The following is a 12,887-nucleotide window of genomic DNA, read 5'->3' on the forward strand; positions in this document are numbered from 1 at the left end:
CTACTTATGCAACAAGCAATTCTACAGTTACAAAATGTCAGCAAGCGGTTTTTAGAAAATGCCTCTCCCGCTGTAGATAACGTATCTTTGACGTTGCAACAAGGAGATGTATTGGGATTACTTGGCCCATCTGGTTGCGGTAAAACTACACTGTTGCGATTGATTGCTGGTTTTGAGAGACCGCAAACAGGAGAAATTAAAATTGGTGGACAGATAGTTTGTGATTACTCTACTTATATCCCTACAGAGCAGCGCGACATCGGCATTGTTTTTCAAGATTATGCACTGTTTCCCCATTTAAATGTGTCAGAAAATATTGCTTTTGGGTTGAAACATTTCAGTAAACAGCAAATACAAAAACGTGTGGCTGAAGCCATTGCGCTGGTGAGACTTGAAGGTTTAGAGAAACGTTACCCTTACGAACTTTCTGGTGGACAGCAACAGCGGGTTGCTCTCGCTCGCGCCTTAGCACCCCAACCTCAACTTATGCTTTTGGATGAACCTTTAAGCAATCTTGATATCCAAGTTAGGTTGCAGTTACGCGAAGAAGTCCGAGACATTCTCAAAGCAGCAGGTACTTCAGCAATTTTTGTTACCCACGATCAAGAAGAAGCACTAGCTATTTCAGATCTGGTGGGTGTAATGCGGCAGGGACACTTAGAACAAATAGGCACACCAGAAGAAATTTATACTCACCCAGCATCAAGATTCGTGGCGGAATTTGTGACTCAAGCTAATTTCCTCTCTGCTCACCGTCAAGGGAATTTATGGGAAACGGAAGTTGGGAGTTTTGAGCTAACAGCTAACCACACCCACGATACAGGCGAAATCATGATCCGCCAAGAAGACTTTATTTTAAAGCCATCCACAGATGCGCCCGTAGTCGTCCGCACCCGACGGTTTTTAGGACGCGAGTACCAATATTGTTTGAAAACTCCCTCTGGTAAAGAACTCCATGCGCGGACGACGACTGATGTAGCATTACCTGTGGGCACACGAGTGCAGATATCCATAGCAGGTAATGCTGTCCACATTTTTCCATGATGAGAGCAATCTACAATATCTTTTACCAAATAATTATTGACGCGATGATTCCTAATGCTCTTGAACTGAACCAAAGCTTATGTAAAAATTGTAGTCTTTCGCTTCACAGCCTACATTTAAGGAATTGACCAATGGCGCGTCTAGCACTGCTGAGTGTATCTAACAAAACTGGTTTAATTGACCTAGCCCGTAGCTTGGTTGAAGAATTTGAATTTGATTTAATCAGCAGTGGGGGAACAGCCCAAGCTCTCAAAGATGCGGGACTACCAGTTACAAAAGTTGCTGACTATACGGGTTCTCCTGAAATTTTAGGTGGTCGTGTGAAAACACTACATCCCCGCATTCATGGCGGGATTTTGGCGCGGCGGGATGTGGCACAAGATGTTACAGATTTAGAAAATAACCAAATTCGTCCGATTGATTTAGTGGTAGTGAATCTCTATCCTTTTGAGGAAACTATTGCTAAGCTAGGGGTGACATTAGCTGAAGCTGTTGAGCAGATTGATATCGGTGGCCCAGCAATGCTGAGGGCATCATCAAAAAATTTTGCCCATCTTACGGTATTATGCGATCCGGCTCAGTATAACGAGTATTTGCAAGAATTGCGGCAAAATAATGGCGCAGCATCCTTAGAGTTTCGTCAAAAGTCGGCATTGAAAGGATTTTTGCATACTGCTAGCTACGACCAAGCGATCGCATCTTACCTCGCAAAAACACAGCAATACACCCTTAGCGGTACACAATTGCAATCTCTGCGCTACGGCGAAAATCCCCACCAACCCGCCGCTTGGTATCAAACTGGCACTACCCCAACAGGATGGGTAGCCGCTACAAAACTGCAGGGCAAAGAACTCAGTTACAATAACTTAGTTGATTTGGAAGCTGCACGCCAGATTATTGCTGAGTTCACCGATACCCCAGCAGCTACAATTATCAAACACACAAATCCTTGTGGTACGGCACTAGGCAACACAATTGTGGAAGCGTACCAAAAAGCTTTCAACGCTGATTCTGTTTCTGCCTTTGGTGGCATTGTCGCTCTCAACCGTCCGATTGATAATGATACAGCAAGCGAGTTAACCAAAACATTTTTAGAATGTGTGGTTGCACCGAGTTGTGAAGCGGATGCTCAAGAAATTCTGGCTGCGAAATCGAAAGTACGGGTTTTGACTCTAGCAGATTTAAGCACTGGCCCCAAAGAAACAGTAAAAACGATCGCCGGTGGCTTCTTGATCCAAGCTGCTGATGATGCAATAGCTGATACTAGTCAATGGCAAGTTGTCACCGAACGTCAACCCACCCCTGACGAGTTAGCAGAATTGCTATTTGCTTGGAAAGTATGCAAACATGTTAAATCGAATGCAATTGTTGTAACGAGCGATCGCACTACTATAGGGGTGGGTGCTGGTCAAATGAACCGCGTCGGCTCAGTGAAAATTGCCTTAGAACAAGCTGGAGACAAAGCCAAAAGCGCAACTCTAGCCAGCGATGGATTCTTTCCCTTTGATGATTCAGTCAAAACAGCAGCAGCAGCGGGAATTACCGCTATTGTTCAACCAGGGGGAAGTTTGCGCGATAAAGATTCTATCAAAGCTGCTAACGACCTAGGTTTAGTAATGGTATTCACGTCTATACGTCACTTTTTACACTAAATTATTGGCTGTAAGATGTGCAGTTGGCAAAGTGTCACTCAATATACTTGCTCTTTAGATAAATCAGTGATATCTTACAATTGTGTGTGAGGAGCAAGTTAAGAATAAAAAGCGTTTGGGGTGGAAACACGGCAACACTCCCAGACGCTTTTTAATTTGCTACCAAAAATAAGATTATTTATACAGTTTTGAAAGTGTCACTCAATATACTTGCTCTTTAAATAAATCGGTGATATTCTACAGTTGTGTGTGAGGAGCAAGTTAAGAATAAAAAGCGCCTGGGGTGGAAACACGGCAACACTCCCAAGCGCTTTTTAATTTATTACTAGAAATTAGATTATTTGTATGTACACTTTTGAAAGTGTCACTCATATATACTCGCTTTTGAGTGAACAAGTGTTATTTTCTATTTGTGTGAGGAGCAAGTTGAGAACAAAAAGCGTCTGGGGTGGAAACACGGCAACACTCCCAGGCGCTTTTTGATTTGATGTAGAAAACTGCCTTGCAGATTCGCTAAGATTGTTTGGATAATTACCTGCGGTTCAAAATCAAAAATTCAGGTGCAAATCAACCGACTGACTCAACAAATTCAGTTCATCATCGAAATTGACCAGCTCAAACAGGTGATGCGCCAAACTCTGCTCACTGATAGTTCACGCCGAGAAAATAGTGCAGAACATTCTTGGCATTTGGCTATGATGGCGATCGCATTGATAGAATATGCTCAAGAGGGATGAAACCCACAATTTGGATTGCTTCAAGCTATTTCTGTAACTGACCATACGCTGTTAAAAATTTAAGCGGCATCAAGAGTAAGCGCAAAGACAGACGCTCGCGCGATCATTTTCCTTACCATTTCTGTGTCAATTCCCAAGATTTCTAAACAGCTTAACTGGTCTATTACGTTCAACATACTATGCTCTACGACGCAGAAATCTTGCTCATCAGCGAACTGCCGTGCTTGGTCAAGTGTGGCAAAATTATTATCTATTAAAGATCTGCCTGTAATGTTAGTACCTGTTTGCAATAGCTTCTGCAAATCAGGATTATCTTGTAGTGATTGCATGAGACTAGCTGTGTCAATGAAGTCAGGGGTAATCCAAACGCCGCCATAAAATTCAAGCATCTCGCGGACATTGGCACACACAAGTTGTTTTTCTGCCACATTGAGATGTGTTAGTAACCCTTCACACAAAATCATAACTGGTTGTCCGGCTTTTAGTTGTTTAGCACTTTTCAAAAACTGACTGGGACGGCTAGTAGCATCAATTTCTAAAAAATGCAGATTGGGACGTTCCCCAATGATTTGCTCAACCAATCGCTGTTTGCAATGAATCATCGTAGGCAAGTCACTTTCAATAAATGTGATATTTGGATTACTAGATATGAACAGACCACGAGGCAGCAACCCAGATGCTAGTTCTAGAATTTGCGTTATTTGATATTGAGCCATAACTTGGTTGATAGCTTTATAACGAGCTTCCACGCGTGCAGTCAGCAAAACATTTGTGCCTTTGTTTTGTTGTTGAGGTAGCTCTACTAATCTTTGCGTTTCTATCAACTGTGCTAACTCTTTGGCATAAGGAATATCTGTAAACTGTCTGGCTAAACTCACCATGAAAGCTGTGAGAACGATTTTATCAAAATCGCTAAATAGCATTTTTTTACGTGTCTTTGAACTACTATCAAGTAGTTTAAAGATAAATTGGATTAATAAAATAATTACTATGTTAGAAATTTATTTTATAGTTCATAACTTTAACTTAATTGTCTGGATGACAAAGCCAAAATCGCCTCCCATTCTGACTGCGAGAGTGGTTGTATTTCTATTTGCATATCAAAACAATTACAAGCAGTGGTAATTAAAGCTGTAATAATCTTTTCTACACTCAGACTTTGAGGCAGTTGTACGGTGGTAAAAGATTCTGTACCAAATACTTGAGCAAATAGTTCCGCGTCCGGTTGCAAACGGATGGAACCATGTTGCAAAATGGCTTCTCTACGTCGCAGTTGAGCGCTACCAATGAGCTTAGCGCCATCTGGCAAAACTAAATCTGCACCAGTTGCAGTACCAAAACAGTTAGGGTTGTGGATATAGCCTCGCCCAGCCGTACCATAATGTAATTCTACGCCGAGCGATCGCCACCCTTGAATCAAAAACTCACAAATTTTTTCGTATACTTGGAGGCGACTACCTATCAGTCCAGATGTAATGACAGCGTAAGTTAAATCACCTTGGTGCAGTACTGCTCGTCCCCCCGTAGGACGCCGCACTAAATCTAGTTTTTTGCCTTGCCAAGTTAGATTTTGCCAATGTTCAGGATATTGGCGTTGATGATAGCCGAGAGAAATGGCGGGTGGCGACCAAGTATAAAAGCGCAGAGTTGGGGGATACTTTCCCGAGTGGTGCTGTTCTAGTAGCCAACGGTCAATCCCCATCTGCACATTGCCAGTGGCTTCTAGCAAAGGAATTAGTCGCCAAACCTGCTTGCTATGCATTAGATGCAGCAGACTCCTATTTAAAAAATCCGTCTTGAAAAGTTGAGCTAGTCGCGTTGCTTAAGCTGCACCAAACTCAGATTGTAAAGCTTCATCGTTATCATCAGCGATCGTTGCCACAATGGTAATCAGCCGAGAGACTTCACCAGGAGACAACTCAGCTAAGGTACGTGTCGAGATGACAACTATCCGATTTTCAATAATCCCAAATCGGGCTTCAAGGGTGCTAGAGCAGTTCAACTCCAACAAATATCGCAGCAACCTGGGTTCATCTTTAGCAGGTAACTGAAGCACCACCGACCAAACTGTTATAGTGTCTTCATCGCTTTTCCCAGTAAGTTGTACAAATACTTCTACACTGCCGTACTTAAACTTCCAAAGATAACCACCCTCTGGGGTATGACTAACCATTGCACTGTCATCTTGTTCTAGAGAGTCAATGACATTTTCAATTACTTCCACATGGTTCATGCTCGTCGTCTCAGCAATTAGCTGATTAACCAACTCGTTGTTATTTTGGGTTTCTGGGTAGCTTGTCATACAGATTTTTGGCTCAAAATACTCGCTGTTTTATCTACACATACTTTATAGCTTGTAGGCACGCTTAGTTTTAGCTTCCTTAAGTGATAGTCTGATCATCAGTTATACAGATCGAGCGCAGAGAAAATTATGGTTAAAAATATTACCACCATTCAAGCGATAAATTATTTATGAGATATCTTTGACTGCACCTAACGTACAGACAAAGAACAGCATATTTAAAGTTTAACGCCGAAAAGGATGCGCGATATGTCCTCTCTCTCACAAGCCGTGCAAAATAGTGATGTCCGCCAGTTGGGCATTAACCCGAATCATTGGTATGTGGTTGCATTAAGCAGTCAGGTTACAAATAAGCCTGTGGGTGTGACAATTTGGCAGCAAGCGATCGCACTTTACCGAGATAGTACAGGAAAAATCCACGCTTTAGAAGACCGCTGTCCCCATCGTCAAGTTAAACTGAGTCATGGACAAGTTATGGGCAATGAATTGGAATGTGCCTACCACGGTTGGCGCTTCAATTCAGCCGGTGAATGTGCAGCGGTTCCCTACTTAGCAGAAAATCAAAAACTCCCAAATTGTAAAATTCGCCGTTACCAAGTCAAAGAACAAGACGGTTTTATCTGGCTATTTCCTGGAGATGTAGAACCATCTGTAAAACCTTTAGGATTACCAGAGTGGGAACATCTAAATTATATTGCGACAGTTTCAGTTATTAATTGTAATGCTCATTATTCTTATTTAATTGAAAATCTGATGGATATGTATCACGGACACTTACATCAGGATTTACAAGCTTGGGCAGAAGCTTCACTACAAGATATTGACGAAGATAATAACCGTGTAGATGCTCATTATATAGCACAAAGTTATTACAAAATAGATAAAATCTGGTCGATATCCCAGTTATTTATTCCAGCTTTGCGACGGTTGCATCTTGAACCATTGGATGTAAGTTATATTTATCCGCACTGGGTTTCTACATTGGGTAAAGATTTTAAAATCTACTGTTTATTATGTCCGGTGAATGAGACACAGACCAAGGCTTATTTGATTCATTTCACATCATTAAATGCCTTTTGGCGATTGCATAAATTACCCGTGTGGTTTCGGCGATTTGTGAAAAATAGTTTATTTGGTGCAGCACAAAAGTTACTTGATGGTTTGGTGGTTCAAGATGTGCAGATGATTGAGGAAGAACAGCAGGCGTATTTGCAGAATCACCAAAGGCGGAATTATGAATTGAATCGGGTTTTAGTGAGCGTGCAAAGGTTGATGAAGAGTCAAGTTGATTTGGAATGATTTGGTATAAGCGTTTACGCGATCGCTAAAATATAGTCAAATGGATGAGCAAAATGGAATTAATCTGACGCCGGGTGGTCTGAAGAAACTTGGCAATCTTGTTAATCTAAAAGATAACATCATTAGTGATGCCATTCGAGAGCGTGGGGGAGGGCAAGGTCAGGTTAGTCAGTTACGCAGTGACTATCAAAATCTTAGAGTCGGTGAGCTAGCAAATCTAGCAGCAGAAGGAGACGGAGACGAAGACGCAGAAACCGCAATAAAAATTCTTAAACAAGCAAGAAAAAAACGTGAAAAACATGGAAACTGATGAATTTCCTATTGGACAAATTCTGACAGCAGTATCTATTGTTGAAGATAAGGAATTTGGTGGCAATGAACTCTGTATTGAGCAAATTAAGCTTTTTTTCCAAGATACAGCTATAACGCTGCAACCATTTGCTGATACAGATGAGATAGAAATCGTACAGCAAGCTACTACTACTCATTCTCCAGTAAATACTCCATCTTGGTGTAGACATTTTATTAGTAAAAAATTGATGGCAGTATGGGTATGTGATAACAACCAAGGCTATCGAGATCAAGTAATTTTAGCATTTGAATCTCTGCATCCCAGCATTGCTTTTGTTGCAGAAGGTTCAGTCATTAAAGCATTTCATCAGGAGCAAATTCATAAAGTAAAAGCATCTGATACTGACTTGCAACACAGCCAGGTATCTTGAAAGGTTAGGTTAGCAAAGCCGTTGAAAGCGTTGTGTAATATTTGTATTAGGGACTTCCAAAAAATAAAATCACCAGTAAATAGGAATAGTAATCATTGTTAGAGGTGAAGAATGATTTCTTCTTTCATGGGGTGGTAAGTATCGTTGATGGTTTACTAAGGGCTATGTCAGCATATTTGCAAAAGCTAAACCACTTCTGCTCAACTGATTCCTGTATTGCAGAGTGTATTATACGTAAAACTTCACTTTATGAAGGTATATTTAAATATACTTAAGTATATTTAACGAGAAATTTATAATTTTACTAGTTGTAATATGCCAGTATTACAACTAGCAAATGCATTGATCTATAAAACCACAAAGCATACATTATGTCCATTATTGTTGGTACTGCTAACGATGATTTTTTGTCGGGCACTGATAATGACGATCAGATTTTTGGCCGTGGAGGCAATGATAATATCTCTGGTGGTCTTGGAAATGACCTAATTGATGGTGGATTAGGTAGCGATACATTGGCTGGTAATGGCGGCGATGACACATTCAAGGGCAGTCGGGGTGACGACAGCATCGATGGCGGAGATGGCTTTGATACCGCAGACTACAGTAGCTTGAGTAGAAGCATTACCCTGTCAGGTGTAGGGACAATTACCAAGGCTGGCGGGTTTGGAAAAGACCAACTCTTTAAAGTAGAAAGGATTATTGCTAATGCTGGTGTTGCCAACAACACTATAGATGCCTCTCAATCTGTTTCTGGCGTATTTGTCACCGTTGACCTGCAAAACCAAAGTTTGGTTGCCAATAACGTTCCCGATTTAGGGACATTGCCATTTACGGTAGTCAACTTTGTTAATGTCAAAGGTACAAATGCAAGTGATACCATTGCTGGCGACGACCAAAGAAACCAATTATTCGGCAATGATGGCGATGACAGTATTGATGGTAGAGGTGGCAATGACTTGATTGACGGTGGACGCGGTAGTGACAAGTTAGCCGGTGGTGCAGGCGATGACGCCTTCAAGGGCAGTCGGGGTAATGACAGCATTGATGGTGGCGATGGTATTGATACCGCAGACTACAGCAAACTAGGTAAAACCATCACTCTCTCAGGTGTAGGGACAATTACGAAAGCTGGTGGATTTGGGAAAGACACAGTTTTTAAGGTAGAAACGGTTATTGCTGATGCTAGTGTTGCTAATAACACTATAGATTCCTCCGAATCTCTTGCTGGCGTATCTGTCACCGCTAACTTACAGACGCAAATTATCTCTGCCCTTAACGTGCCCCAACTTGGCACAATAACATTTAATGTACTCAACTTTGATAATCTTATCGGTACAAATGAAAGTGACAGCATTACTGGCGACAGCCAAAATAACCGATTAGAAGGTAGAGATGGTAGTGACGCTATCTCCGGTGGCTTCGGTAATGACTTCATCGCTGGTGGAAAAGGTGACGATATACTCACTGGTGGCTTTGGTGCAGATAAGTTTTTCTTTAATAATGTTAAGGAAGGTCTGGACACCATCAAAGATTACAACTTTGCTCAAAACGACGTAATCCAAGTTTCTAAAGTAGGGTTTGGCACGACTAACGTTAGCGACTTTTCTTACGACGCCTCTAGCGGTAACTTGTCTTTCTTGGGAAATCAATTCGCCTTTGTTGAAAATCTCTCCTCTAATTTGAGTATTAAATTGGTCTAAAAGGACTAAGAGTCATAAATCCATAATAAGTTAGAGCTTTTTGCAGTTTATTGTGGAAGCACTGACTAGTATACCAATAACAAATTGAGCATGGTACAGACATAAGAAATTGTGTTTATAACCCAGGCTAAACTTGTGTTGCAAAAAATGGCGTTTAACTGGTAAAAGTATGAATTGCGTCAATTTTGACCAGCTAGACATCAAAAAGTTTTTGCAACACAATTATTGAACACAATAGTTGTTTCAAATTTAGGAAAAAAATAACATAATGTCTAATTATGGGTGTTGAATTATTCCATTTTGATGATATTTTTTACGAAATTAAAGAGTAAAACTTATGGGATTTACGATAAATCACTTATTTAAGTCATCTGTCAAATATTTACTAGCAACTACAGCTATAGTAACGGTTATCCCATTACCAGCTAAAGCAGCTACATTTTTAGTAACTGAACGCGCTGTTTTAGGAGGCAATGATGAAATTGATTGGGTAAGTTTAGGTAAAGTATTCAATCCTTCCGCTCCTGACTTTTCTGCTTTTTTACCTAATTCTTTTTTAGCAACATCGCAAGGTGGTTTAGGGTTGGATATAAATATAGTTCCAACTAATAATTCTCAGATTACTTCACCGTTTGTCTTTCAAACTTTACCTCCACCTGGCATTCGGACTAACTTCGCCCAAGGAGATTTTATTCTCTTCGGAGGTATAGACCCAACAGGTTTTCAACCTCTTCCTCCTGGTGCTCCTGATCCTCGGACTCAGGGGAACGGAGGGCCTTTTAGCATTAGTTTTGCTCGTCCTGTTTTTGGCGCTGGTACTCAAATAGCTGTAGATATTAGTAATTTAGAAGTAGAAACTTTTATCACCGCTTTTGATAACACCAATAACCTGTTGGGTAGTTTCTCAGTTTTAAGTACTTCGTCGCTAGCATTAGATAATTCGGCAGTTTTCTTAGGGATTCGCAGTGACACTCCAAACATCTCACGAGTCGTTTTTAGCAGTTCTTATCCACAGTACGGCTTGGCTATTAATCAGGTAAGCATTGTTGCAGTTTCCGAACCAAATTATACCTTAGTGCTGTTAGCTTTTGGTGTTTCAGGTGTTGTTTTGAAACTACGCCAAGGCACGTGATACTCATACGGCGTTGAAATAGCTTTCATTTAACAAGTTAAAGGTTTTGGACATACTCAAACTTATGTTAAGTATGTAAGTTCCACATAATTCTTGTCTTTAGCAAAATTAAACTCAATGTCATACAAAGAATTAGAAGAAATTATAGACGCTAAGATACAAAAAGCTATACGGAAGCACGAAATTATAGTTGCTTTTATTAGTAGTATTATTGGCTTAATTTTTATAGTGGGTTTGTTTCACGCTATTTGGCTTAACCACGTTCAAATTAAAGAACTTTGGTTGAACTGATTACTGGTTGCGTTAATTGGGTCTTTATGGTCAGCGTTCCCTGATGTCCATAAAACTAATCCAAGTTACACATACTTTTTATAAAAGGGAATTTTACCTATGGAGAGTAAAAATAATAGCAGGGCTATATTCGTCTTATTTTTGACTGTATTTATCGACTTGCTCGACTTCGGAATTATCCTGCCGATCCTACCTTTGTATGCTGAACAATTTGGCGCAAAACCCAATGAAGCGACTCTACTTGTAGCTATTTATTCTTTAATGCAGTTCTTATTTGTACCATTATGGGGCAGTTTTAGCGATCGCTACGGTCGCCGTCCGATTTTATTACTCACTTTATTAGGTTCTGTAATTGCATACGCAGGGTTAGGCTTTGCAAACTCATTATGGATTTTGTTTATTGCTCGTAGCCTTGCCGGGATTATGGCAGGAAATATTGCCACTGCTCAGGCGTACATAGCAGATATTACCACGCCAACTAATCGAGCTCGTGGCATGGACATAATCGGGGCAGCTTTTGGTCTTGGCTTTATTCTCGGCCCAGCTATTGGAGGTCTTCTGATCGGGCCTGATCCGGACAACGCTAACTTTCATTTACCGTCGTTGTTCGCAGCCGGATTATCTTTATTGGCGTTGCTTTGTGCTTTGATGTTACTCCCAGAATCCCTAAATTCTGAGACTAAAGCCAAAATTCAAGCTCATCGCTACCGTCAGCAACGGCTGAACTTGCTACAACTGTTACAGCGTCCACAGTTCTGTATGCTTGTTAGCATCTACTTTTTTGTTATTTTTTGAGTGGATCTTTAGTAATGCTAATAGCTTTAACTCTTAGTTTGCGAGTGACTAAAAGCGCATCTGAACCAAAGACAGAACGTGTCACGTAAAAATCCTAGTTTCGTAGTTAATTTTCTTCTGGTTATGGGATTGTAAACCCGCTGTACCAAGCCTTTTTTCTTTACGCCTTAATTAATTACGAATTACGAATTACGAATTACCAATTAATATGACAGGTCGCCGAGTATTGTTTCTAGGCATTGTTGTAAGCATCCTCCTCACCTACGCAATTTGGCTAGGTGGAAGCATTCCTGCAAGCATTATCAAACTTCCTGACCAAGGATTAAACTGGTACTACTGGAAGCTTCCCAACCCGACTTTTTGGAGTCGAGCAACGGCTTGGAGTATGTACCTTGGGCATCAGTTTAGCATCTGGGCGTGTATCTGGTGGGCGCAGCGATCGCAGCTGAAATACAAAACAGCGTTGCACCCCATTAATTACCTCATGCTTGCCATCAATAGTGCATTCATCGCCTTACACTTTATCCAGACTTATATTTGGTACGATGCTCTGGCTCAAGATACTTCAATTTGGGCTTCCCAAGGTGCAGTTGTGCTCTTACTGGTATTCGTACTGATTTTGGAAACGCCTCGGCGCGGTTTGTTTTTTGGTAATTCTGTTCCATTCCATCAACAGTTTTTGCGAATTATCAAGCTGTACCACGGCTACTTTTTCTCCTTCGCCGCTATTTACACCTTCTGGTATCACCCAATGGAAGCGACTTTGGGGCACTTAATTGGTTTTCTCTATATGTTCTTGCTTCTGCTCCAATCGTCGTTAATATTTAACCGCACCCATGTAAACCGTTGGTGGACATTCACTTTGGAAATCACAGTACTTTTACATAGTGTAGTTGTATCCTGGATGCTAGGACAAAGCAAGTGGCCAACATTTCTCTTTGGTTTCCTTGGCATTCTGGTGCTTACCCAGCTCCACGGTTTACCTGTGGGTATCTCAACTAAACGTACTATCTACGGAGCCTTTTTAGTGAGTGTACTGGCCGTTTATGGACTGACTGAACGCGGTTTGGGCAGAATTTACGAAGTAACCTACATCCCTCTGATTGAGTTTGGGCTAGTTGGCGCGATTTACTTAATTTTCCTGCTCATTTTATGGACAATTTCCCGTTTGCCTGTCAAGACGTAATATCATGTTCAGATCAAATTAGAC

The 12,887-nt window shown here is 41.0% G+C and carries 13 protein-coding genes; 10 read left to right on the forward strand and 3 right to left on the reverse strand.

From position 1 onward, the window contains the following. Window positions 1-6: 6 nt before the first annotated feature. The 3 genes from HCR01_RS23000 to HCR01_RS23010 all read left to right on the forward strand — a co-directional run bounded on the left by HCR01_RS23000 (window position 7) and on the right by HCR01_RS23010 (window position 3,433). A complete protein-coding gene (locus tag HCR01_RS23000) occupies window positions 7-1,044 on the forward strand; it encodes an ABC transporter ATP-binding protein (protein WP_193198429.1) in 1,038 nt (345 codons plus the stop codon). 131 nt (window positions 1,045-1,175) lie between these two features. Further along, a complete protein-coding gene (gene purH, locus HCR01_RS23005) occupies window positions 1,176-2,696 on the forward strand; it encodes a bifunctional phosphoribosylaminoimidazolecarboxamide formyltransferase/IMP cyclohydrolase (protein WP_193198430.1) in 1,521 nt (506 codons plus the stop codon). 560 nt (window positions 2,697-3,256) lie between these two features. Beyond that, complete coding sequence (locus tag HCR01_RS23010) at window positions 3,257-3,433, forward strand: HD domain-containing protein (RefSeq protein ID WP_320073159.1); 177 nt, start codon at window positions 3,257-3,259, stop codon at window positions 3,431-3,433. A gap of 59 nt (window positions 3,434-3,492) precedes the next feature. On the opposite strand, the gene HCR01_RS23015 is transcribed toward HCR01_RS23010, so the two are convergent. The 3 genes from HCR01_RS23015 to HCR01_RS23025 form a co-directional block, all read right to left on the reverse strand. Beyond that, on the reverse strand, window positions 3,493-4,356 hold the full coding sequence (locus HCR01_RS23015; protein ID WP_193198431.1) for a class I SAM-dependent methyltransferase: 864 nt from the start codon (window positions 4,354-4,356) through the stop codon (window positions 3,493-3,495). Window positions 4,357-4,454: 98 nt separating this feature from the next. Then, a complete protein-coding gene (locus HCR01_RS23020) occupies window positions 4,455-5,195 on the reverse strand; it encodes a biotin/lipoate A/B protein ligase family protein (RefSeq protein ID WP_193198432.1) in 741 nt (246 codons plus the stop codon). Between the two features lie 60 nt (window positions 5,196-5,255). Then, window positions 5,256-5,735 (reverse strand): YbjN domain-containing protein, encoded by a 480-nt coding sequence (locus HCR01_RS23025; RefSeq protein WP_193198433.1) that lies wholly within the window; start codon window positions 5,733-5,735, stop codon window positions 5,256-5,258. Window positions 5,736-5,984: 249 nt separating this feature from the next. On the opposite strand from HCR01_RS23025, the gene HCR01_RS23030 reads away from it, so the two are divergent. From HCR01_RS23030 to HCR01_RS23060, 7 genes are all read left to right on the forward strand, one after another. Next, on the forward strand, window positions 5,985-7,034 hold the full coding sequence (locus tag HCR01_RS23030) for an aromatic ring-hydroxylating oxygenase subunit alpha (RefSeq protein ID WP_193198434.1): 1,050 nt from the start codon (window positions 5,985-5,987) through the stop codon (window positions 7,032-7,034). 40 nt (window positions 7,035-7,074) lie between these two features. Next, window positions 7,075-7,344, forward strand: a complete 270-nt coding sequence (locus HCR01_RS23035; protein ID WP_193198435.1) for a hypothetical protein — start codon at window positions 7,075-7,077, stop codon at window positions 7,342-7,344. Then, entirely contained in the window at window positions 7,334-7,756 is a 423-nt protein-coding gene (locus tag HCR01_RS23040; protein WP_226889565.1) for a DUF6334 family protein, read from the forward strand. The genes HCR01_RS23035 and HCR01_RS23040 overlap by 11 nt, the downstream gene beginning before the upstream one ends. A 371-nt stretch (window positions 7,757-8,127) precedes the next feature. Beyond that, complete coding sequence (locus HCR01_RS23045; RefSeq protein ID WP_193198437.1) at window positions 8,128-9,459, forward strand: calcium-binding protein; 1,332 nt, start codon at window positions 8,128-8,130, stop codon at window positions 9,457-9,459. Window positions 9,460-9,796: 337 nt separating this feature from the next. Continuing rightward, on the forward strand, window positions 9,797-10,591 hold the full coding sequence (locus HCR01_RS23050) for a hypothetical protein (protein WP_193198438.1): 795 nt from the start codon (window positions 9,797-9,799) through the stop codon (window positions 10,589-10,591). Window positions 10,592-10,981: 390 nt separating this feature from the next. Continuing rightward, window positions 10,982-11,677: an MFS transporter gene (locus tag HCR01_RS23055; RefSeq protein WP_193198439.1), complete on the forward strand. Its 696-nt coding sequence runs from the start codon at window positions 10,982-10,984 to the stop codon at window positions 11,675-11,677. A 208-nt stretch (window positions 11,678-11,885) separates the two neighbouring features. Beyond that, window positions 11,886-12,863, forward strand: a complete 978-nt coding sequence (locus HCR01_RS23060) for a hypothetical protein (RefSeq protein WP_193198440.1) — start codon at window positions 11,886-11,888, stop codon at window positions 12,861-12,863. Window positions 12,864-12,887 lie beyond the last annotated feature (24 nt).

This window comes from Nostoc sp. MG11, assembly GCF_014904695.1.
Taxonomy (GTDB): domain Bacteria; phylum Cyanobacteriota; class Cyanobacteriia; order Cyanobacteriales; family Nostocaceae; genus Komarekiella.